The following is a 22,500-nucleotide window of genomic DNA, read 5'->3' on the forward strand; positions in this document are numbered from 1 at the left end:
AGGGGTAACACCAGTGTCTGAGAATATTTCTGTGTTAATCGTTGATGACGAGGATCGTATCCGTCGTTTATTAAAAATGTATTTAGAGCGAGAAGGTTATTTAGTAGATGAGGCAGAGAATGGTGAACAAGCGCTTACAATGGCTCTTGAAAAAGATTACCACTGCATTTTATTAGATATTATGATGCCTGAAAAAGATGGATTAGAAGTATGCGAAGAGTTACGTGAAAAGAAAACAACACCAATTATTTTATTAACAGCTAAGGGTGAAGAAGCAAACCGTGTACAAGGGTTTGAACTAGGTGCAGACGATTATATCGTAAAACCATTCAGCCCACGTGAAGTTGTTTTACGCGTAAAGGCAATTTTACGTCGTTCTGCTGTATTTTCACCTGTATCAAGTGCATCTTCTTCAAAAGATTTAGTCGTATTCCCACATTTGACAATCGATCATGATGCACACCGTGTCACTGCAGATGGCACTGAAGTAAACTTAACACCAAAAGAGTATGAATTACTTTATTTTCTAGCCAAGGCACCGGATAAAGTATTTGACCGTGAACAGCTTTTAAAAGAAGTATGGCACTATGATTTCTTCGGCGACCTACGTACAGTTGATACGCACGTAAAACGCTTACGTGAAAAATTAAACCGTGTTTCTGAAAATGCGGCCAAAATGATCGTAACCGTATGGGGCGTAGGCTATAAATTCGAGGTTGTAAATGATTAGAATAGCAACAAGCATTGTCGGGAAGCTGTGGGTAACCATTTTGCTTCTCGTTTCCTTTGTCTTATTTATTTTCACGATTTTTATGCTGGAGTTTTTAGAAAAGTATCATAATGAACAAACAGAAGAGTCGCTTCGTCAAACGGCGGCAGTCATTGCCACTATTGTGGATGATGAAGCACTAGATGAGAAGAAATTTGCGATTATCTCTGAACTATTATCGGAGACGACAAACGCACTTGTAGCAAAGAATTCAAATGAAGTTATTTTTGCTGATCAACAAGGCGTAAATGAAAAGCCAATCCAACAGAAAATTATTTCAAATAAATCGTTTGAAAAAGTTTATGAAACAGAAAAACCAATTGTGAAAGAACTTTTGCTTCCATCCAATAAAGATCCGGATCGCATGAATTCTTATATCGTGCTCGGGTTCCCATTAAAAAGTGAAGACGCGACGCATGGCGCAGTATTTATTTATAAAAATCCAGATGCCATTCACGAGGCGAGCAAACAAACGACGAAAATTGTTGTTTTTGCTGCAGCCATTGCAATTGTACTGACAACAATCTTCGCCTTTTTCTTATCGTCAAAAATCACATCACCACTACGTAAAATGCGAGAACATGCATTTGAACTTGCGAAGGGACGTTTTGATGCAAAATTGGATACGAAGCAAAATGACGAAATTGGTCAACTTGCCGTAGCCTTCAACCAAATGGGACGTCAGTTAAAGCATCATTTAGAAGTAATCAACCAAGAAAAAGAGCAACTATCGAGTATTTTAACCTCTATGACAGATGCTGTTATTACGTTTAACCGCGATAAAACGATTTTACTAAGTAATCCACCAGCAGAACGCTTATTGCAAAAATGGTTTGTTGAGAAAGGTTTAGATAGCTCAAAGCCAATTCCAGTTGAACTGTATGAAATGTTAGATCATGTTTTATCATTTGAAGATCAAATTGATGAAGAATTAGCACTTGGAAAATCGTATTACAGCATTACGATAAGCCCGCTTTATAGTGGAGATGCTATCCGTGGTGCGATAGCGGTTATTCGAGATAAAACGGAGGAAACCAAGTTAGAAAAGTTGAAATCCGATTTTATTGCCAATGTTTCGCATGAATTACGTACACCGATTGCGATGCTACAAGGTTATTCAGAAGCAATCATTGATGGGATTGTTACGACCGAGGAAGACCGTAACGATATGATTCGTGTCATTTATGACGAGTCACAGCGTATGGGTCGACTTGTAACGGATTTACTTGATTTAGCACGGATGGAATCAGGTCATATGAGACTGTATAAAGATGATGTGCCACTCGTTTCAGTTATTGAACGAATGACGCATAAATTTGATCAAGCAGCGAAAGAAAAACATGTGACATTGTATTTTGAAACGAAAATTCCACCTGAATTACTTATCCCAATAGATGAAGATCGAATCGAACAAGTATTGACGAATCTAATTGATAATGCAATCCGTCATACTTCAACGGAAGGCTCGGTAACGGTTTCGGTTGTGAGTGAACAAAATTTCGCTAAAATTCAAGTGAGTGATACGGGTCAAGGTATTCCTAAAGATGATCTTCCTTATGTATTTGAACGTTTTTATAAAGCTGATAAAGCTCGTACACGTTCAAAAGGTGGGACTGGCCTAGGTTTAGCAATCACGAAAAATATCGTTGAAGCACATAATGGTTCGATTTCAGTTGATAGTATCGAACAACAAGGCACAACATTCACATTTTACTTGCCTTTAGCTTAGAATCAATCCGTGGTTGAGGAAGAAACATCACGGATTGAAGTTTCAATTTATGTTGAATTTTATAAAGAAAGTGGGGAGCTATCCTGTTGGTCATGACTTACAGAATAGCTCCTATTTTACTAATCTGATTGAAGTGCTTTGTAACTTTTTAGGTTGAAAAACGACAAATTAATAGAACGGAGGTGGAATGGGTGCAACAGGCCATTTTCCATCGATTGTACGATACGTATCATCAAGATGTTTTTAATTTTTTGTTTTATTTAATAAAAAATCGTTCGGTTGCAGAAGACCTTTCGCATGAAGTGTATGTGCGTGTACTGAGGTCGTATGAGCGATTTGAAGGCAAGAGTAGCGAAAAAACATGGCTTTTTTCCATTGCTAAGAATATAGCCATTGATCATTTTCGAAAAAAGCAAATACGTGATAAGCATTCATTCACTACATTTGATTGGGAGACAGAGCAACTTGTCTCGACAATGCCGACGCCAGAACAATTTACAGAAATTAATGACCAATTAAGAGAATTATTAATTGCATTAGAAGAATGTTCTGGAGATCAAAAAATGGTTGTTATCATGCGTTATATACAGGAATTATCGGTTCAAGAAACAGCTGAAATTTTAGGGTGGACAGTAGCAAAGGTAAAGACTACACAACATCGCGCACTGAAAAACTTACGCCAAATAATGGAGAGCATCGATGGGAAGGGGGCAAATTCAAAATGAAAAAAGATTGGGATGAAGAAAGTATTGAATCTCTTTTAACTAAAGCGCCTAAACAAAAAGACCATCGAACGAAAGAGGAAGTTTTTCAGCGATTACAAAGTGAAGGATTATTTTTAGACGAACCCGTAAAAATAGAAGGAAAACGAAAAAAGGGAATTCGTTGGCTGCCCTTAATCGCTTCATTGGCAGCACTATTTATTATTGTGGTTATTGCAACACAACTATCAGGAAATTCTATTCAGGATGAAACGGCTGATTCTTATGAGTTAGAAGCACAATCAAAAGAAGAAATGGCAACTAGTGAAAGCCGTACAATGTCTATGGAAAAGGTGATGGATAGTATGGCGGCTCAATCACTAGTTTACCCATCACAATTAGTTGACGTAACATTATTTACAATTGGTTTAGCCGGTGATGATGCAGAAAGTGTGCCTGTTAGTTTTCTAATCCCAAATGATGTCGTGCAGCAAAAAATTGGTACACCCAATCCAACAGCCCTACAGCTTTATGAAGTATTTGCGCCACTTATTGATGAACAGGCACTCGGATTCAATGAATATCATCCACTACAAGGAAAGCTACTAGAAAAAAATGGTGGCCTTATCCATCAAGTACCAGAAGAGCGACCATATGATTTAGGTTCTGCCGCTATTTCAAACTACAGGGGCATGCTTGTCGATACATTTGGAAATGCCTATAATGAAGTAACGATACAAGATGAACAAGGCAATGTCGCCACTTTCGACAATCTCGGAGAAATGACACAGCCGATTTCATTAACAGATGCCTCCACGCATTATAACTATTTTGCTTACCAAAAGCGTGATAGCTCAATTTATTTGAGTCCGAATTTCAGAATGAGCTACACGAATGTTGAAGAGGCTCTTAAAAATATGACGACAGAAGCCAATGATATTTATCAAACCGTTATACTTCCTGATGTGACTTTTCAAACAAAAGTAGAAAACGAGCAAGTAGTGATTACTTTTGATCAAACGGTTGATCTAGAAAGCTATGATTCCATGCAAGCAATGCGGATGATTGAAGGGATATTATTAACAGCGGCAAGCTTTGATAAGCAAGTGCAGTTTAAAAATATGCAACCGGTAGAGTGGAAGGGATTTGATTTTACGAAGCCACTCGAAAAACCAATTTCAGCGAATTTAATACAATATGATTTTTTTAATGAATAACGAAATTATAGGGATTGTCGGACAGTTGTCTTTACAATTCCTATTTTTAATTTATAATAGAAGTTGTAGCGAAGTATTGCTATAAAATTTAATATTGATTCATCTTCGGGGCAGGGTGCAATTCCCGATCGGCGGTAATAAAAGTGTCAACGACTGACCATTTACTTGGAGGACGTTGCGTAAAAGCTTTTCGAGCCCGCGAGCCACTTTTGTGTGCAGGATTTGGTGAAATTCCAAAGCCGACAGTATAGTCTGGATGGGAGAAGATGAAGGTACGGTCGTCATTTTATGAAAATGTCGTGTTTTTTGTAGTACCAATTTTATGTTTCTTATAAAATAGCGCTTTTTTGAGCACTATAAATTTTAGGAGACTTAATTGCTACAAATCCACGGATAGACCTCTATTTAAGTGTGCCTATTTCTCCCTTATGCAAAACGAGCATAAGGGTTTTTTCATGAATTGAATGGGATCGTCCTTTCTTCTTGCGAGATAGAATCAGCAATGAGGAGAGATTTTAGTATGAAGAAACAAACTTTGAAGTTACGTTCATTCGTAACGGTCGGAATGTTAAGTGGGATTTCATTTATTCTAATGTTATTGAACTTCCCATTACCGTGGTTCCCAGCATTTTTGCAAATTGATTTTAGTGATGTGCCAGCTTTAATTGCGGCGATTACTATGGGACCCGTTGCAGGTATTTTAGTAGAACTCATTAAAAATGTATTAGACTGGGTTTATACAGGTGCACCAGAAGGAATTCCTGTTGGTCACATGGCAAACTTTGTAACAGGTGTGTTATTTATTTTCCCTGCGTATTACATTTATAAAAAGTTCCCTTCAGTAAAAGGGTTAATGACAGGTTTAGTCATTTCTACAATCGTAATGTCGGTCGGTATGGCAGTATTAAATTATATTGCGTTTTTACCAATGTATACGTATTTATTAGGAATGCCGCAATTTGATATGTATGAAACGGTTGTGTTAGGTATTTTACCGTTCAACATCGTAAAAGGAATCATGATGCTCGTTGTTGTTACAATGCTTTATCGTACGATGCGTGTATGGATTGAAAATCAACGTCGCCAATATATGGCGTAAAAAATAGAATGAAGGGGACTGTACTGTAAAATGTATTTTGCGGTATAGTCTTTTTTATTTTTAAGGAAATTATAAATCCTTCGTAGTGTGGATAACTTTTAAATAATTAAACGGACGCTTCAGCGCTTTTGTTCTTAGAAAAGAAAGTATTGTAATCCTTTCGTAGGACTGCTATCATAGTGTACATTGTTGTGAAAAATCGGTCTATTTCGTCAAATGGACAACGTGGCAAATTACATCTTAGGAGAGACGGATATGGACAAAAAAATACCATTTTCAACATACGCAGTCATTGGTACAATGCTGTTTGGTATGTTCTTTGGTGCAGGAAATTTAATTTTCCCAATCCAAATGGGGCAATTAGCAGGAACGAATTATTGGTTCGCGTTAATTGGCTTTTTAGTAACTGCAATTGGTTTGCCGTTTTTAGGGATATTAGCAATTGGCTTATCAGGAAGTAATGGGTTAAGAGATTTAGCTTCGAAAGTACACCCAGTGTTTGGGGTTGTGTTTGCATTAGCACTTTATTTAACAATTGGGCCCTTCTTTGCGATTCCTCGTACTGCAACAGTACCGTTCGTTGTTGGGTTTGAGCCGTTTATTGATCCATCACAAGCGACACTTTGGCTTGCGGTATTTAGTTTTGTGTTCTTTGCAGTTGTGTTTTATTTCTCTTTAAATCCAGCGAAGATTATGGACATTATCGGCAAATATTTAACACCGGCGTTTTTAATTTTTCTATTTGTATTAATAGGTATTAGTTTACTATCACCGATGGGTAGCTTTGTAGAACCCGCAGGTAACTATATTAACGAAGCGTTTATGACAGGCTTTAAAGAAGGCTACAATACGATGGATGCCTTAGCGTCGCTTGCATTCGGGATTATTGTCATCAATGCGATTAAACGTACAGGTGTGACGGATAAAAAAGAAATCGCTAAAGCGACATTAAAATCGGGTGTCTTTGCAATGGCGCTAATGATGCTGATTTACGGCTTAATTGCGTATATGGGTGCATCAAGTGTAACGGCAATTGGTACATTTGATAATGGTGGTCAAATTTTTGCGGCGGTTGCGGATCATTATTTTGGTTCGTACGGGGCAATTTTACTAGCGATCATTATCGTGTTAGCTTGTTTGAAAACAAGTATTGGCTTAATTACGGCATGTAGTGAATTTTTCCATGAAGTGTTCCCGAAAGTGAGTTACAAGGCGTTTGTAGTCATTTTATGTGTTGTATCATTTACAATTGCGAACGTAGGTTTAACAAATATCATTACGTATGCAGTTCCAGTGTTAATGTTCTTATACCCACTGGCGATTGTGTTGATTATTTTAGCGTTAGTAGGACCGCTATTTAACTATAAACAAAGCGTATTTGCAGTAGCTATTTTATTGACATTCTTTATTAGTTTAATTGATGGTTATAATGCATTAGTTGCGAGTGTACCAACATTTGAAGTAGGTTTCTTAACGGAAGTTGCAGACTTTTATGCGCAGTATTTACCACTGTATTCAATTGGATTAGGGTGGATAGTTCCGGCGGTTGTTGGGGTTTTAGTAGGTTTACTTATTCCGACGAAAAAATAAAAAGAGCGCTAGCAGCATAAATTTATGCTGCTAGCGCTTTTGTTTTTAATGAACATTTTTTTTCTTGAAGTTTCCGCCTTTAACTTCTACAACTTCGTAAATTGTAACGAAGGCATTAGGGTCAATTTCACGGATAATTGTTTTCATTTTGCTTTCTTCAAGACGGTTAATTACACATGTAATTTCTTTGAAATCTTGATTTGAATAAGCACCTTGAACTGTGTTGAATGTAGCACTACGACCCAAACGATCGCGGATAGTTTCAACCATTTTTACAGGTTCATTTGTAATGATTTTAAATGATTTTGAACCGCTTAAACCTTCTTCGACGATATGGATTACTTTTGATGCGATGAAATAGGCGATCGCTGAAAGTAATGCACCTTTAAAGCCGAATACGAATGATACAACGATGAAGACGAAGAAGTTTAAAAATAGGATTAAATCACTTGTTCCAAATGGAAGTTTTCTAGATAACAATACTGCAAGCATATCGATGCCGTCTAACGCACCACCGTTACGTAGTGCAAGACCCATACCGATACCTATAATAATACCACCGACAACCGTTATGAGTAATGCGTCACCTTCGATAATCGTAGTGACGTGGTGCATTAATGAAGTACCGACTGATAATGATACAATCCCAATGACTGAATTAATTGCGAAGCTTTTTCCGATTTGTTTATAGCCTAGATAAATAAATGGAATGTTAAGAATTGCGATAAGTATTCCTAATGGAAGCGGTGTTATTTGTGAGATTACGATACTAATCCCGGTAACGCCACCATCCGATACGTTGTTTGGGATTAACACGGCCTCTAAACCGTAAGCAGCGATTAAACCACCGATAATGATGATGAATTTTTCGCTTAAAGATTTTGTGATACTTTGCTTAGCCATAAATTTCCCCCTAATTCCTTGTTGTTTATAATTATACATGAATAATGACTGAATTTCTTTTCCTTGGCCCTAATTAATTTGAATTTAGGGAATAAAAAATAAGAATAACGTATAATTGCTACTTATCTAATATGTTATTCCCTTTTAGGTAAAAAATATAGATATTTTATAGAGAAAATTCAAAAAATAATATATGAAGGAGTTTTGATTAGCTTGTAGGACTATTTGTATTCGGTTGAAAAAACGGTTTATTTGAGCGGATGATCCTAACGTGGAATTAATGAGTAATTGTAATAAATGAAACTGTATGCTACGTGAATTGTGTAGTATGCGGTTTTTTTGTATGGAAAGCTAACATAGAATATTTTTTATTGGTAGAAAATGTTCGAATTATGAGATGAAAGTGATCTAAAAAATGTATGTTAGTTTTTATAACATTGAATTGACAAAGTACCTTACATTGATTTAAAGTATGGATTAAGGAAGGGGGCGAGATGATGAGTCGAGAGTTTCGAAGAGCAATGCCGTTATTGCCGATTAGTATGGTCATGCAATTAACTGAATTAACGGCCAGACAAATTCGCTACTACGAAGAACATGAACTAATTGTCCCTGCTAGATCGGAAGGGAACAGAAGAATGTTTTCTTTAGATGACATTGATGCGCTTTTAGAAATTCGAGAATTGCTCGATCAAGGCATTAATATGGCGGGGATAAAAAAAGTGTTCGCTATGCGAAAAGATAATTATGTTAGAAGTTCTGACACAGTACAGATATCAGATGCAGAGTTACGCGCAATCCTGCGAGAAGAAATGCAGCAGGCGCAGGCGACAAAAAAAACTTCGCTACGTCAAGGCGATTTATCGCGTTTCTTTCAATATAAAAGTGAGTAGTGACCAAAAAAAGGAGAGTGTTGAAGTATGACAAATACAGTGGTAAAAGGAACAAGCAAATTAACAAAAGAGGATATCAAAAAAATCGTTTTAGACAAAAATGTTAAGTTTATTCGTCTACAATTTACGGATATTTTAGGTACCATTAAAAATGTTGAAATTCCAGTAAGTCAGTTAGAAAAAGCGTTAGACAACAAAATGATGTTCGATGGTTCTTCTATTGAAGGCTTCGTTCGTATTGAAGAGTCTGACATGTACTTACGCCCTGATTTAGATACATTCATGATTTTCCCTTGGACGGCAGAAAAAGGCAAAGTAGCACGACTGATTTGTGACATCGCTCGTCCTGATGGTTCACCATTTGAAGGAGACCCTCGTTCGAACTTAAAACGTATGTTAAAAGAAATGGAAGACCTTGGCTTCACAGACTTCAACTTAGGGCCAGAACCAGAATTCTTCTTATTTAAATTAGATGAAAAAGGAGAACCAACATTAGAATTAAATGATGATGGTGGCTACTTCGACTTAGCACCGACAGACCTTGGTGAAAACTGCCGCCGTGACATTGTTCTAGAATTAGAAGAGATGGGCTTTGAAGTGGAGGCATCTCACCACGAAGTTGCACCAGGTCAGCACGAAATTGACTTCAAATATGCGAACGCAGTAGAAGCATGTGATAATATCCAAACATTTAAATTAGTAGTAAAAACAATTGCGCGTAAGCATGGATTACATGCAACATTCATGCCAAAACCATTGTTCGGCGTAAACGGTTCAGGAATGCATTTCAACTTATCTTTATTCCAGGGTGATAAAAACGCATTCTGGGATGAAGGTTCAGAATTACAATTATCAAAAACAGCGAAAAACTTCATGGCGGGTGTATTAAAACACGTACAAGGGTTCACTGCGGTAACGAACCCAACTGTAAACTCTTATAAGCGTTTAGTACCAGGGTATGAAGCTCCATGTTATGTGGCATGGTCAGCGCAAAACCGTTCACCATTAATTCGTATCCCGGCTTCTCGTGGACTTTCTACTCGTATCGAATTACGTTCAGTTGACCCATCGGCGAACCCTTACTTAGCAATGGCAGTTATTTTAGCTGCTGGTTTAGATGGCGTGAAAAGTGAAATCGAGCCCCCAGCTCCAGTAGACCGCAACATCTACGTGATGAACACAGAAGAACGCGCGGCAAACGGAATCGATAGTCTACCAGGTTCTTTAGATGCAGCGTTAGCAACATTAGCAAAAGATCAAGTCATTATTGATGCGTTAGGTGATCATATTTATGCAAACTTCAAAGAAGCAAAAGAAATAGAGTTTGATATGTTTAGAACAACAGTTACGCAGTGGGAGCGTGATCAATACTTGAAGATGTTTTGATCATTCAAAAAGCTAGAGCTCATGTAGCTCTAGCTTTTTTTTACGTTATTTGTAAATTTTTAATAATTAGATTATTCTAATAGAGTAAATGATTACTAAAAGAGGGATATATATAGTAATTAGTGAAATTTAGATAGAAAGGGAGATGAGTGTGTTTCAAGCATTAAAAGTCGGGTTATTAATCGAACGATCGAACCGTAAAAACCTTGTCGCGCTACTAGCTGTTATTGTCATTGTGTTTGGTTGTATGTTTTTCATAAAAGCACAGGAAGTCGGCGAACAAATTGCCGAAAAGAAGAGTGATTATTATCATGCGCAGGCGATTTTATCGAAGTTCCAAGTGAAGGATGCCTCAGAAGGCGGGGATGGAAGTGAATTATATAAAAATTTAACCCGTCAGAAAAGTGCCATTGCGCTTCAAATTGCGGGATTAACCGTAGAAGATTATGGATTATATTATGAGGGTGCATTTAATATTGCTAAGTTAAGACAAGAAGCATTTGAAATGGAAGAATACGAGAAGGTCGCGATATTATTGCCTTCGAAACTACAAAATACGTTGAATTATTTATATTTTAAAAAGATGATGGATGAAGATAAGAGTACGATTAGCAATTTATCTCAATACATACCGTTTTTATTATTTATATTTAGTCTAATTGGGGCGGGATGGTACATATTTATCAGTTTTTATACGAGCTCTATTTTGCTCGACGATTTCGAGCACTCTAGTATTATTAAAGGGTATCCCGTACGTTTTGACCATTACATTATATCGAAATGTATCATTGCCTTTTTATACGTTATTGCCTTTATCGCACTGATTTTTGTTAGTGCTATACCGTTATTGAAAAATGGACTAGGTGATCTTTTAGAGCCAGTGAGAGCATATTTAGGAGACGCTACACTTATTTCAAGCATTCAATATATCGCATTATGTGTGGGCTATATGATCATTATTTCAGTGTTTGTCATGTTGCTGTCGATTATTTTAAATGTATTATTAAAAAACATGTACTTAACGTTATTTGTCCACTTTATACTGTTCTTTTTACCAATGATTTTCCCGTCACTTATTAGCATGTTCCCTTATAATCCATTCAATTTTATGAATTTCAACGAAATTTTAAGTGGCATGCCAGTTGACTTAGAAAAATCTGTTGATATTACGATGAATGTAGGAATGCTCATTATTATCGTGTGTATAATATTGATGCTGTTCGTCATAAAAACATTCTTCTCAACAGGGAAAATCAAAAGGGCGTAGGAGGGATAGACATGTGGAGTTATTTTAAAGTGGAATGTAAGCAATTTTTTATGGATAAGAAAAATTTAAGCATTTATATTTTACTCGCTTTTGTTGCGATTTTTTATGCGTTTAAAATTGCCCCTGCCTATGATCCGATTGAAAAGGCAGATTATGATGAAATTGAAGCGCGCTATTTAACACGTCAGGAATTTTTAGATAATGTGGATGTTGAGGATCTTCACAATTCCCATCCATCTGTTAGCTATGCGTATTATATTTATAGTGAAGTTAATCCGCGCGATAAAATGCGACTGGATGCATTAGATAATGGTGATTTGCAAAAATATGCGGAAGTAACGAGTGAATGGTATATTTTAACGAATGCATTTACCTATAAAAATGAAAGCATTTCATACAATGCCCGTTATTTTACGGAAAATAATCGTTTTGCCAATGATGATGCTTTTTTCGCGTACTTAGATCAATATGTTCGCTATGATGCCTATGCAAAGGCAGAATACGAATTATCAATGGAAGCATTTGAACAACGTACGGCGTTGCAAACATTAGAACGCTTAGTAAAAGAGAATTTGCCGATATTATTAATTGTTTGTGCACTGTTATTATCAATCGATATTGTTACGAAAGATCGACGCCATCCAACGGTTTTAAAGGGCTTTCCAATTAGTGACTGGAAAAGGTTACTCGTGAAAATGGTTGTTAGTCTCATAGGAAGCATTGCGTTATTCATACCGTTATTTATTGGTTTTATAATTATTGGTATGCAATTTGGCTTTGGACATTTCCAGTTACCTTCACCGGTTTATGCACCACATTTGAATTGGATGCAGGATGGTAAATTTGAAATGATGACGCTCGGTGCCTTTTTAGGACAAAGTGTTGCGCTGATTTTGGTATGGTTTATCGTTGTCATTAATGCTGTGCTGCTATGTAGCGTATTGTTCCGCCAAGAGATGGTGAATTTTGCTGTAGTGTTGTTACTCCTATTTGGCGAGAAATTTTATGCGAGTCGAGGAGTCGGCTACTTCTGGGATATTCATAATTACCCTACATCTTATATCGAAGTAGGTAAGATTGTTTCGAAATACCAAAACTATTACTATACGAGCGACCAGTTAGATTTCCGTCTTGGCTTACTGTTATTAGTTGGTTTAGCTGTAATATTACTCATTTTAACGCTCATTGTGGCAGTGAATAAACGATTTAAATTGGTGAAATAGGAGGAGAACGCATGATAGCAATTGAAAATATTACGGTTCAATTCGGCGAGCGTAAGGTGCTGGATGATATTTCGATAAACTTTGAACAGGGAGAAATGATTGGCTTAGTTGCACCAAACGGAACAGGAAAATCAACGTTAATGAATGTACTGATGAATTATTTAAAGCCAACTAGTGGCCATGTTAGCTTTCATAACGGACTAATCTATTCATCAAAAACAAACGAAGTGAAAATCCATCAGTTCGTTTCAATGATGCCAGACCAAAGTGATTTATATAACCATTTGAGTGGCCGTGAGCATATGAAAATGTATGCAATGATGTGGAATTCCGACATGAAGCTCATTGACGAAACGATTGAATCTTTAAATATGGGCCATTATGTGAATAAAAAAACGGGCACGTATTCCCTTGGTATGCGTCAACGTTTATGCTTCGCAATGCAAATTGTGGCCAATACAGACATTATGATGATGGACGAGGTAATGAATGGGCTTGACCCAAATAACGTTGAAGTGATTTCGAAAATTTTGCTGAAGAAAAAAGCAGAGGGCAAGATGATTATTATTGCATCACATTTACTGGATAACTTAGAAAAGTATGCGGATCGTATTTTCTTATTTAATGATGGGAAGCTTGTCAATGCAAATCAAATTGTAGAAGGCTTTAGCCAAGCAAAAATTAAAACAATTCGCGTGAAAAATATGGAAGATACACTGAAACAAAAAGTTAAAGTGAATTATCCAGCCATTGAACAGCAAACATTAGTCAATGAGATGACGTTACTTCATTTGCCAAGTTCAGAGCCTGAACTGTTAAGCGAGTTGACAACTTTCTTAGTGGAGCATCAAGTGATGGACTTTGCGTTCGGGAAAGTGACATTGAATGATTTATACGCACTTTATTATCATGAGGTTGTGTAATTAGTGAACTACTTAAGAAAGCTCAGCAAAGTGACTTGTTGAGCTTTTTTTACTGCTTAAATTGTAGTGAATTGGCAGTATGTATTGGCGCTAAGATAACAATATTTCTTTCCGAACGAAACGAAACATCCAATCACCGGTCAAATACCGTCAACTGGATGTTACTTTTTATATTCGTTTTCTATTTCTGAACCGCGCAACATTCAAAGCTCCAAGCAGCGTCGAATTCTCCGCTACAAAATTACCTAAATCATCAGGAAAATGTGCATCAGAACTTAACGTAATCGAAATCTGACTCTTGGTTAGATTGTTTAAAAATGCTGGACTCGGGCAGCTTTCAGCAACAGGATAGCGGTAACGTAAACCAGAATTAATTTCAGTTGCGATGTTTGCTTGTTTTAACTTTTTAGCAAGGCGATCATACCAATACGTATTAAACTCCTCGTCCTCAACGCGGTAGTTAAACACTTTTAAATTGTCGATATGTGCCACGATATCAAATAGCTTACTATCAACTAACTGCTCAATCGTTTCAAAAAATTTTGCGTAAAGTTCTTTTAAATCGTACGTTAAAAATAACGTCGAAACGTCCGGATTATCAAAACCCCAACCGTCGATAAAATGCACTGAACCAATGACGAAATCCCAGTCGCCTAGCGCTAATAGCTGTGCTAATTCCTGTTCTTGCCCTACAAAATAGTCGGCTTCAATCCCGAGTAACAATGTAACGCCTTGCTGTTGCCAGCGAACTTTAGCGTCTTGTATGGCGGTGATGAAATCTTGCATACTTTCTGTCATCACACGGTTTAGCCAGTGGTGTTGCTTTTGACCAAGATCCGTCTCTAAGTTTAAGTCGAGGGCCTTCTCGAAATAGGTGCGGGTTTCTTTAAAGCGGTATAAATGATCGACGATACCAACTTCCAGGATACCTTTTTCTTTCGCGGTTTGGCAGTACAGGTCAATCCAGTTTTCATGATAACAGCCTTTTTGTAGACGATTTTCAAGTAATGTGGTTTCATAGCGAATCGCCTCAATTGAGGAAGGCGGATATGGATTCGGATAAAAATGCAGTAAGCTTTGTAGCGTACGTTTGCGCCACTTTTCATTGTACGGGCCTTCTTCTAAATGAATATGATAATCTACGAGCATCACATCACTTGCCTTTCTTCAAAGGATTCAAATCATTCTACAAGAGGAATCAGGTTTTCTTTTTCTATAAACAATGTGTATGTGTTATTTTCAATAAACTCCGTAGCATCACGATGTAATTGTTCAATTGTAAGTGTCAGTCCGTTCTTTTCAAATACAGATTTAATAATATTTCCGCTCATAATGGACTGCTTTGCGGTTGCTTCAAAACGATAGCTTCCAGGCTGCTCATTGGCATGGATTGCTTCAGGACGAATTGCGTATTTCAACGCTTTTACAGCGGGTTCTTGCATGAGGATCGTTTTTAATTCGTCGAAAGTGAAAATATTGTAATTACCAATAAAACTTGCAATGAAATCTGATTTTGGTTGTGTATAAATTTCAAGAGGTGTTCCGATTTGGGCGATCTGTCCTTTACTCATGACGAAAATTTTGTCCGAAACATGCATCGCTTCCTCTTGATCGTGTGTGACTAAAATCGTTGTCATGTTGAGTTCCTGCTGAATTTCTCGCAGTTTGTCTTGCAGGCGTTTTCGAATCTGCGCATCTAATGCACTTAGTGGTTCATCGAGCAAAAGGACACGCGGTTTTACGATAATCGAACGTGCCAATGCCACACGTTGCTGCTGTCCACCTGAAAGCTCATGTGGGAAGGATTGTGCTTTATCTTCTAAATCGACAAGGTGTAAAATTTTTTGTACTTCTTCATTGATTTGATTCTTTGGGAGTTTTTGTACTTGCAAGCCGAATGCAACATTATCAAAAACGTTTAAATTTGGGAATAATGCATACGATTGAAACACCATACCGACATTGCGCTTACTAGCAGCAAGGGTAGAAATTTCAGTATCATCTACGAATATCTCACCCGAATCTTGTTCAATTAAGCCTGATAAAATACGTAAAATTGTACTTTTCCCGCAGCCACTGGGACCGAGTAATGTCACGAATTGCCCATCTTCTATTTGCATATCGATATTTTGTAACACGACCGTATCTTTAAATTTTTTAGTGATGTTTTTTAGTGATACACTACTCATTTGACTTCAGCGCCCTTCATCTTACTTGAGATTTTTGCGATTGTTAGCATTAATATGGACATAAGAATGACGTAAATTAATACGACCGCACTCGCGATATGCCCACTTACCGTTAGTTTTTCCATCAAATAAATTTGTAAGGTTTTAAACTTCGCACCGACAACTAAATTGATTAATACGAATTCCCCGAAAAGAATTGAAAATGAAAGAAGTGTCGCAACAAAAATTCCTGGATAAATCGAAGGAATCAGCACCTTACGAAATGCGACCAATTTAGAAGCACCTAGTAGTTCAGCTGCATCCATCAATTGTCGCCCTTGTACATTACTCAAGGCGTTTTTCGTACCTTGATACATATACGGTAAAATGAGCACGACATATACGCCGACAATTACCCAAAGTAAGGGCATGAACGTTCCTGAATAAAGGCGGATTAAACCGACCGATAAAATAATGCCAGGGAATGAATAAATTAATACAACAATTAGCTGTAGCCACTTTTCTAATTTTGGGTAGTACAGCAAAATAATACAGATTGCAGGAATGACCAAAATAACCGAAAGCAATACCGAAAGACCACTTAAAAAAATAGAACGGCCAAATGCCATCAAAAAATGTTCATCTTGAAATAATTGCATAACCCATTTCATTGTGAGTCCTTCCGGTAAAATACTGTGATTCCACGAAGTCGAGAGTGCATAAAGTCCGGTAGCAAGGAGGGGGACGGCTAAATAGATTAAGATACAAAGAAAGACGAGAAAGTTTACGATTTTCATTTGCGTATCAAATCCTTCCTCGTTCGTTTTGTTAGCCATTCACTTAACAGCATACTTGTTACCATAATCGAACCTAATACGACTGCGATCGCACTTGCTAATTCTGGGTCGGCGAAAATATCACCAGATAGTAAATTTCCGATGCGAATGGCAGTGATGTTCAGACTACTACCTGTCAATGCATAAGCAGAAGCATAAGCACCCATTGCATTCGCAAACAGGATAGCGAAGGTTCCTGCGACACTCGGTAAAATTATAGGAACCCCAATGCGACGCCAAAAAGTAAAGGGACTTGCTTTTAATAAGGTAGCAGCATCTTTTAAATTTTGTTGAATCCCGTAATAAATCGGATACAGTAGCATAACGGCTAATGGAAGTTGGAAGTAAATATAAATTAAGACAAGCCCGCTCCAGCTATAAATTGAAAAGCTTAAATCCCAGCCCATTTTATTCATAATAATTGTTAGAAATCCGCTGTTTCCTAATAAAATAATGAAGGCAAAGGCAAGTGGAATGCCAGAAAAGTTCGATGTTAGATTGATGATAACTAATATGCGTTCACGGGCCGCTTCAGAATATGAATACATGGCATAAACGCCTAAAAGTGCAGCGATAAGTGCAACAATGGCTGATATAAACGATAATTTAATGCTATTCCAAAAGCTTAGTAGTAAAAATTTGCTTGTGAAAATAGAAAGATAGTTTTCAAATGACACATTTTTATTTGTCGTAAAGCTAGAAATTAGCATATAAATTAATGGTAGGAAAAAATAAAGAACAACAATTAATACGAGTGGAATAAGAAAAATAAGAGCAGAATTAAAACGTTTCAAATAATCACTCCCTTTGCATTTCAGTTGGAACACTAGAAGTTGTTTCTCTGTAACTTCCATTAATTAGAAAAAAGGCAGTTGCTAAACTTAGTTAGCGAGCTGCCTAATAAATTTAAAAATAGGAATAACACGCTTTCAACTATTCAACTAGTCCAATTAAAAATCGTTATTTTACATGAACTAATACTTGTTCTTGCCATAATTGAGGAAGTGATTTTAATGTTTCTGTCCATGCATCAAAATCTTCAATTGGCTGAACATTTTTATATAAAGAAGCATCTAATAAGCTGCTGCTACCTTCTTCTGAAAGCTTCGCATTTTCACGGATTGGACGAGCAAAGCCTTTTGCTAAGTTGTCCTGTCCTTCATCTGAAAGAATATATTCACGTACAAGAGCTGCTGCATGTGGATTTTTTGCATAACGATTTAAAATCGTCGCATAGCCTGATACAGCAGAGGCATCTGTTGGAATTGTCACATCAAAACGATTTTCATCAATTTGTGCGCGGTAACCTAAACCATTAAAGTCCCAAACGATTGCCACTTCATTTTCACCCTTTTCAAGTGTTGCCACTTCAGGGTCCACTACAGATAAACGTCCTTGTTTTGCAAGTTCTGTAAAGTAATCAAGACCTGGTTGAATATTTGTTTCATCACCGCCATTAGCCATTGCTGCCGCTAAAATACCAAATTGTGCTTGGTTTGCAGTTAATGCATCGCCTACTGTAACGACATATTTAGATTCAAGTAATTCTTTCCATGTTTTTGGAACGTCTGGAACTTTGTTTTTGTCTGCAATGAAGGCAATTGTTCCGGTATATCCGATAATCCAGTCACCATCATCATCTTTTGCCCAGTCCGGAATATCATCCCAGTAAGAAGTTTTATATTTTAGTGTCAGTTCTTTATCTTCGGCAATTGGACCATATGCAATCCCTACATCACCAATATCCGCAGAGGCATTGTCTTTTTCTGATTCAAATTTTGCAAGCTCTTCAGCACTAGACATGTCCGTATCGACATGCTTTAACGCGTATTTCTCTGAAACTTCTTCCCATGTTTCTTTCCAGTTTGCCCATGCATCAGGCATACCAACTGAGTTAATCTTGCCTTCCTCTTTTGCTTTTTCTTCAATGTCCTTTAATGATAACTCGTTTAGATCGATGTCGCTGTCTGAACTTGAATCACCACATCCAGCGATTAAAGCGATTGCAAATGCACCTGCTAATAAAAAGGAATACTTAGACCTCAACTTCATAAAAACCCTCCCAAATTTGAAAAGTAATTGAATCATTTTAAATATATAACAAAAAGTTAATTTTACAAAGGATAAACTATTAGACTATTTAAAATTTTTAAAAATATGAAGTTTTAGTTTTTGCTTTCTGCCTAAGTAAAACGTTTGGGAAGTGATCTTGAATGAGTAAGCATTTTATTATCATGAGGTAGTTTGATTTTTTTAATAATGAAGGAAGCTCAACTGGAGAAAATTTTTCGGAATGAGGAACGCCCGAAAACGGTAAGCCAAGAAATCCCATAATGACAATGTGGAGGTGTTTTTTCTATGGGAACAAGAGTAAGTTATCCAAATTCAAACAAAATTAAACAGCCAGTCGTCGGTAGAATACCGTCAACTAGCTGTAATATAAGGTGTTTTCTTATTGTCTCAAAAACGGTGGTCAGTCCCCAATGTGTCAGGCTTTTTGAATGTTTTCACTATTCTTGAATACAAATCTAAAGCATTTGTTACTACATTAAATACGGAAACCTTAATACAGTCTAAAAAAATCTAGCTGATAATCTTACTTTTTGTTCTACTTTTTATAAAATCATATGTTAAACCTAGAATCAAAATACCAAACAATATATTTCTTACCCAATTTAATATAATGCTATGAGGAAACAGAATAGGTAAAACAATAAATATAATTGCAAAAAATATAATTACCAACCATATATACATTTTAGCTTTATTCATAAATCTAAATCCTCCTCTACTTTTAGTAATACATTACAATAATATACCTTTTTTTGAAATAGGTTTCGAATTTTTCGGTCAAATTGAACAAAATAAATTTTGTACGCAATGCAAATCTAACTTAGTTTATTATGATAATTTTGATACATATTTTTGCCCTAAATGTAATAGTTGGACTGAATCAAAATGTAGTGATCTTCATTGTGAATATTGTCCTAACAGACCAGAATACCCCCTTACCTTGTAAATAGGAATTTATGCGAATTTACAACGCTAAGAGGAAAACGACCCAAAATCTCGCTTTGGTAATGTTTTTACGTTAACTAACGGAACAGAATTTTAATTTCTTTTAATGATCTGTTAAAGTGAATATGAGCGCACAATATTCAACAGGGAGGTATATTTGATGTTAAATAGAATAATTGACCAATTTCGATTGCAGGTACAATCAATTAGTGATGTTGAAAATTCCCATAGTTCCACAGTCTATAAATGTACATTGCTAAATGGTGAAAATACTTTTTTGAAAATCCCCTATACAAAATTGAATTGGCAGCGGGAATTGGAAGCCTATGAAATTTTGAAAGGACGTGTAGCCATTCCAAAAATGTTGAATTACTGGTCTGGAGATGAAGAATGTCCTGGTGCTTTTTTATTATCAGAATTAAAGGGAAAACAATTAACCACAGAAGTTGCCCCTATAGTAGCGTTTCAAGTAGGAGTACTTCAAGCTACAATGCACACTGTACAACCACCAGATGGGAAAGTATTAACGGGTATTCAAAATGAGTTTTCGCATTGGTCTACTTTTATCGAAAAGCAATTTTATAGTTTTGCTGAGGATGTAAGATTAGTATTGGATGAAAATTTATACACGAAAGCTATTGAAAAATTTGAAAATATGAAACATCAGCTTCCTCCTAATGATGGACCGAGCTTTATACATATGGATTTTCGACCAGCAAATATAATTGTTGATGGCAATAACATTTCAGGAATGATTGATTTTGAAAGTGTCCGATTTGGTTCGACAGAAATAGATTTCATCAAATTATACCGTGACTTTTTACGCTTTAACCCTAATTTATATCAGGCATTTCAAGAAGGCTATAAAAGTATTAGACCACTAATTGATTTAGAGGCTGTCTTACCATTTTACTCATTTACAGATGCCTTCAATAGTATTGGATGGTCTAAACGCCGAGGTATTGAAAAAAATGCATTATTTTTGGAAGAAAATTTAGCTAGATTAAAGAATTTTGTAATGTGACACCGTATATTTATTACAATTTTTAATCCAATAACGTTCCCAAATAAAAGTTAGCGAACCAACGCCCCCATTTAATTGAATGCAGGGTGTTTTTGTCTTTTTCTATACAGCATTTTATGCACCTTTGTTGAAAGTCAGTAACATCAATCATTTAGAGGACTTTTGATTACTGTTACATTATCGGCTTTATGAATAAAATCGCATATAAGATACGATGTCTTATCATTGAAAATCTTATGTGATCCCCAGGTTTTCCTTATAGTGAGCAGCATAGTTATTCAGTATGCTGCTTTTTTTGATTGTACAAAGGGTGGGGTGGGGATTTTTTTACTGAGATTCAATAACTAAATTACTCCAAATGGTGTTCCACTTCTTATTTTGAATTCGTTCTAAATAAATAGGATGGAGCTTGGAACCTTTTTGGTATGGAGGAGTGGGTCTAACTCGCCCTTCAAATAAATCCTGTAAACCATAAGGAGCTATAATCTCTATTTCATTATTTTTTATACGAATCGCAATAGATGTTGGAGTTTCGGGAAAATGGGCAACCCCATCATACGAGGATAAATATGGATCAACGCCATTTTTAATATGCATTCGCGCTTGATTTTTTACTGACCAAGGCTGATTAGGTAGTAATAGGTTTAACTTTGACTCTAATGCTTTTTCTCTCTGTAATGAAATATCAGAATCATCAAAGTAAATGACGTCAATATCATTGATGTCGGTTTGAATCGTATGTAAATTATCCCAAACTTTATTTCTAATGATACCAGCTGCCACCCAGCAATCATTTAAATGTAATTCTTCCGCCTTTTTTAAAATTGAACATAATAAATAATCTGATTCGATTAGGTTAATTAATTTTAATTCTAAATTCATAAAACAAGCCTCTTTCTCCATGTGTTGCTGTTATTTTACAATAAATACTATGAATTATCCCGTAATTCAAAAATTTAAAGAAACCAATGTACTATTAAAACGTCAAAATGTAAAAATAAGGGTATTTTAGGGGCGTTTTATGATAAATAGTAAGGAGAAAAATATGATTATTCGTAAATATACAGAAAATGATGAACAAGGATGGTTACGCTGCCGAGTGTTATCATTTTTGAATACAGCCTATTATGACAATGTGTTAAAGGAAAAAGAAGTATATGAAAACCCTTCAATTGAACTAGTTGCTATTATGGATAATCAGGTTGTAGGATTAATCGATATTGAATATGAAAAAGAGCCAAAATCTGTTTGTACGACTAAAGACAGTTTAGGCGGAATGATTTGGCATATTGCGGTTCACCCAGATTATCAACGAAAGGGAATCGGAGAAAAGCTATTAGAAGCAGCGATGAAAGAAGCCAAAGAATTAAACCTAACTTATTTGGAAGCGTGGACGCGGGATGATAAATGGGTGCAAAAATGGTATGAAAAAATGAATTTTGATCAGACCACATCCTACTATCATATGTATCTTGAAGGGAATGAAATTAAGACAGTTCAGTTACCAACACGGAAAAGTTTTTATCCAGTTACAATGTTTGCGCACTATACGGGTACAGACTTAGAAGAGTTTGAAAATCTTAAAAGGAAACATCTTTGCGTTTGTTATGTGAGATCCATTTCTTACAACACCTACTGAATAATAAAAGTAGGTGTTCTTTTTTTGCGCAATTACTTGTCCACTGTCATGCTATTTTAGGCAGTACAATAAGTGTAAATTGTAAACAAATTGAACTCTTTTTCTTTAATGGAAA

At 36.2% G+C, this 22,500-nt stretch carries 21 protein-coding genes and 1 riboswitch; of the genes, 14 read left to right on the top strand and 7 right to left on the bottom strand.

Annotated elements, in window-relative coordinates; all coding sequences use genetic code 11:
- Window positions 1-13: 13 nt before the first annotated feature.
- The 6 genes from DCE79_RS05520 (at window position 14) to brnQ (ending at window position 7,105) form a co-directional block, all read left to right on the top strand.
- Entirely contained in the window at window positions 14-730 is a 717-nt protein-coding gene (locus DCE79_RS05520; RefSeq protein ID WP_108712113.1) for a response regulator transcription factor, read from the top strand.
- Window positions 723-2,498 (top strand): ATP-binding protein, encoded by a 1,776-nt coding sequence (locus DCE79_RS05525; protein ID WP_108712114.1) that lies wholly within the window; start codon window positions 723-725, stop codon window positions 2,496-2,498. Before DCE79_RS05520 ends, DCE79_RS05525 begins: the two co-directional genes overlap by 8 nt.
- Window positions 2,499-2,689: 191 nt before the next feature.
- On the top strand, window positions 2,690-3,223 hold the full coding sequence (locus DCE79_RS05530; RefSeq protein WP_108712115.1) for a sigma-70 family RNA polymerase sigma factor: 534 nt from the start codon (window positions 2,690-2,692) through the stop codon (window positions 3,221-3,223).
- Window positions 3,220-4,416, top strand: coding sequence for a hypothetical protein (locus tag DCE79_RS05535; RefSeq protein ID WP_108712116.1), 1,197 nt, complete (start codon window positions 3,220-3,222; stop codon window positions 4,414-4,416). The genes DCE79_RS05530 and DCE79_RS05535 overlap by 4 nt, the downstream gene beginning before the upstream one ends.
- A gap of 97 nt (window positions 4,417-4,513) precedes the next feature.
- A riboswitch (FMN riboswitch) is annotated at window positions 4,514-4,688 on the top strand.
- A 248-nt stretch (window positions 4,689-4,936) separates the two neighbouring features.
- The gene (locus DCE79_RS05540) at window positions 4,937-5,515 is read left to right on the top strand and encodes an ECF transporter S component (protein ID WP_108712117.1); all 579 of its coding nucleotides are present in this window, start codon (window positions 4,937-4,939) and stop codon (window positions 5,513-5,515) included.
- A gap of 255 nt (window positions 5,516-5,770) precedes the next feature.
- Complete coding sequence (gene brnQ, locus DCE79_RS05545; protein WP_108712118.1) at window positions 5,771-7,105, top strand: branched-chain amino acid transport system II carrier protein; 1,335 nt, start codon at window positions 5,771-5,773, stop codon at window positions 7,103-7,105.
- 45 nt (window positions 7,106-7,150) lie between these two features.
- Here the strand turns inward: brnQ and DCE79_RS05550 are convergent, their stop codons facing one another.
- Entirely contained in the window at window positions 7,151-8,008 is an 858-nt protein-coding gene (locus tag DCE79_RS05550) for a YitT family protein (RefSeq protein ID WP_108712119.1), read from the bottom strand.
- 497 nt (window positions 8,009-8,505) lie between these two features.
- On the opposite strand from DCE79_RS05550, the gene DCE79_RS05555 reads away from it, so the two are divergent.
- The 5 genes from DCE79_RS05555 to DCE79_RS05575 all read left to right on the top strand — a co-directional run bounded on the left by DCE79_RS05555 (window position 8,506) and on the right by DCE79_RS05575 (window position 13,700).
- Window positions 8,506-8,901 (top strand): MerR family transcriptional regulator, encoded by a 396-nt coding sequence (locus DCE79_RS05555; protein WP_108712120.1) that lies wholly within the window; start codon window positions 8,506-8,508, stop codon window positions 8,899-8,901.
- Window positions 8,902-8,928: 27 nt separating this feature from the next.
- Window positions 8,929-10,287: a type I glutamate--ammonia ligase gene (gene glnA, locus DCE79_RS05560; RefSeq protein ID WP_108712121.1), complete on the top strand. Its 1,359-nt coding sequence runs from the start codon at window positions 8,929-8,931 to the stop codon at window positions 10,285-10,287.
- A 145-nt stretch (window positions 10,288-10,432) separates the two neighbouring features.
- Window positions 10,433-11,554 (top strand): ABC transporter, encoded by a 1,122-nt coding sequence (locus tag DCE79_RS05565; RefSeq protein WP_234417341.1) that lies wholly within the window; start codon window positions 10,433-10,435, stop codon window positions 11,552-11,554.
- An 11-nt stretch (window positions 11,555-11,565) separates the two neighbouring features.
- Window positions 11,566-12,777, top strand: coding sequence for an ABC transporter permease (locus DCE79_RS05570; RefSeq protein WP_108712123.1), 1,212 nt, complete (start codon window positions 11,566-11,568; stop codon window positions 12,775-12,777).
- A gap of 11 nt (window positions 12,778-12,788) precedes the next feature.
- On the top strand, window positions 12,789-13,700 hold the full coding sequence (locus DCE79_RS05575; protein ID WP_108712124.1) for an ABC transporter ATP-binding protein: 912 nt from the start codon (window positions 12,789-12,791) through the stop codon (window positions 13,698-13,700).
- Window positions 13,701-13,868: 168 nt separating this feature from the next.
- On the opposite strand, the gene DCE79_RS05580 is transcribed toward DCE79_RS05575, so the two are convergent.
- The 5 genes from DCE79_RS05580 to DCE79_RS05600 all read right to left on the bottom strand — a co-directional run bounded on the left by DCE79_RS05580 (window position 13,869) and on the right by DCE79_RS05600 (window position 18,756).
- A complete protein-coding gene (locus tag DCE79_RS05580) occupies window positions 13,869-14,849 on the bottom strand; it encodes a histidinol phosphate phosphatase domain-containing protein (RefSeq protein ID WP_108714432.1) in 981 nt (326 codons plus the stop codon).
- Between the two features lie 32 nt (window positions 14,850-14,881).
- A complete protein-coding gene (locus DCE79_RS05585) occupies window positions 14,882-15,889 on the bottom strand; it encodes an ABC transporter ATP-binding protein (protein ID WP_108712125.1) in 1,008 nt (335 codons plus the stop codon).
- Window positions 15,886-16,665 (bottom strand): ABC transporter permease, encoded by a 780-nt coding sequence (locus DCE79_RS05590; protein ID WP_108712126.1) that lies wholly within the window; start codon window positions 16,663-16,665, stop codon window positions 15,886-15,888. Before DCE79_RS05590 ends, DCE79_RS05585 begins: the two co-directional genes overlap by 4 nt.
- Complete coding sequence (locus DCE79_RS05595) at window positions 16,662-17,498, bottom strand: ABC transporter permease (RefSeq protein WP_234417342.1); 837 nt, start codon at window positions 17,496-17,498, stop codon at window positions 16,662-16,664. The genes DCE79_RS05590 and DCE79_RS05595 overlap by 4 nt, the downstream gene beginning before the upstream one ends.
- Window positions 17,499-17,664: 166 nt before the next feature.
- A complete protein-coding gene (locus tag DCE79_RS05600) occupies window positions 17,665-18,756 on the bottom strand; it encodes an ABC transporter substrate-binding protein (protein WP_108712128.1) in 1,092 nt (363 codons plus the stop codon).
- An 802-nt stretch (window positions 18,757-19,558) separates the two neighbouring features.
- On the opposite strand from DCE79_RS05600, the gene DCE79_RS05610 reads away from it, so the two are divergent.
- Both DCE79_RS05610 and DCE79_RS05615 read left to right on the top strand, forming a co-directional pair.
- Entirely contained in the window at window positions 19,559-19,723 is a 165-nt protein-coding gene (locus DCE79_RS05610) for a hypothetical protein (protein WP_234417393.1), read from the top strand.
- Between the two features lie 159 nt (window positions 19,724-19,882).
- Entirely contained in the window at window positions 19,883-20,746 is an 864-nt protein-coding gene (locus DCE79_RS05615) for an aminoglycoside phosphotransferase family protein (RefSeq protein ID WP_108712130.1), read from the top strand.
- Between the two features lie 327 nt (window positions 20,747-21,073).
- Here DCE79_RS05615 and DCE79_RS05620 read toward each other — a convergent pair whose 3' ends face one another.
- A complete protein-coding gene (locus DCE79_RS05620; RefSeq protein WP_108712131.1) occupies window positions 21,074-21,628 on the bottom strand; it encodes a nucleotidyltransferase family protein in 555 nt (184 codons plus the stop codon).
- 163 nt (window positions 21,629-21,791) lie between these two features.
- Between DCE79_RS05620 and DCE79_RS05625 the strand changes: the two genes are divergently transcribed.
- Window positions 21,792-22,385 (top strand): GNAT family N-acetyltransferase, encoded by a 594-nt coding sequence (locus DCE79_RS05625; protein ID WP_108712132.1) that lies wholly within the window; start codon window positions 21,792-21,794, stop codon window positions 22,383-22,385.
- Window positions 22,386-22,500 lie beyond the last annotated feature (115 nt).

It is taken from the genome of Lysinibacillus sp. 2017, from assembly GCF_003073375.1.
In the GTDB taxonomy this organism is placed as follows: Bacteria; Bacillota; Bacilli; order Bacillales_A; family Planococcaceae; genus Solibacillus.

Coding starts and splice junctions, on each gene's coding strand:
- DCE79_RS05525 (WP_108712114.1), top strand. CDS start 723: ATGATTAGAATAGCAACAAGCATTGTCGGGAAGCTGTGGGTAACCATT.
- DCE79_RS05535 (WP_108712116.1), top strand. CDS start 3,220: ATGAAAAAAGATTGGGATGAAGAAAGTATTGAATCTCTTTTAACTAAA.
- DCE79_RS05540 (WP_108712117.1), top strand. CDS start 4,937: ATGAAGAAACAAACTTTGAAGTTACGTTCATTCGTAACGGTCGGAATG.
- brnQ (WP_108712118.1), top strand. CDS start 5,771: ATGGACAAAAAAATACCATTTTCAACATACGCAGTCATTGGTACAATG.
- DCE79_RS05550 (WP_108712119.1), bottom strand. CDS start 8,008: ATGGCTAAGCAAAGTATCACAAAATCTTTAAGCGAAAAATTCATCATC.
- DCE79_RS05555 (WP_108712120.1), top strand. CDS start 8,506: ATGAGTCGAGAGTTTCGAAGAGCAATGCCGTTATTGCCGATTAGTATG.
- glnA (WP_108712121.1), top strand. CDS start 8,929: ATGACAAATACAGTGGTAAAAGGAACAAGCAAATTAACAAAAGAGGAT.
- DCE79_RS05565 (WP_234417341.1), top strand. CDS start 10,433: ATGAGTGTGTTTCAAGCATTAAAAGTCGGGTTATTAATCGAACGATCG.
- DCE79_RS05570 (WP_108712123.1), top strand. CDS start 11,566: ATGTGGAGTTATTTTAAAGTGGAATGTAAGCAATTTTTTATGGATAAG.
- DCE79_RS05575 (WP_108712124.1), top strand. CDS start 12,789: ATGATAGCAATTGAAAATATTACGGTTCAATTCGGCGAGCGTAAGGTG.
- DCE79_RS05580 (WP_108714432.1), bottom strand. CDS start 14,849: ATGCTCGTAGATTATCATATTCATTTAGAAGAAGGCCCGTACAATGAA.
- DCE79_RS05585 (WP_108712125.1), bottom strand. CDS start 15,889: ATGAGTAGTGTATCACTAAAAAACATCACTAAAAAATTTAAAGATACG.
- DCE79_RS05590 (WP_108712126.1), bottom strand. CDS start 16,665: ATGAAAATCGTAAACTTTCTCGTCTTTCTTTGTATCTTAATCTATTTA.
- DCE79_RS05600 (WP_108712128.1), bottom strand. CDS start 18,756: ATGAAGTTGAGGTCTAAGTATTCCTTTTTATTAGCAGGTGCATTTGCA.
- DCE79_RS05615 (WP_108712130.1), top strand. CDS start 19,883: ATGTTAAATAGAATAATTGACCAATTTCGATTGCAGGTACAATCAATT.
- DCE79_RS05620 (WP_108712131.1), bottom strand. CDS start 21,628: ATGAATTTAGAATTAAAATTAATTAACCTAATCGAATCAGATTATTTA.
- DCE79_RS05625 (WP_108712132.1), top strand. CDS start 21,792: ATGATTATTCGTAAATATACAGAAAATGATGAACAAGGATGGTTACGC.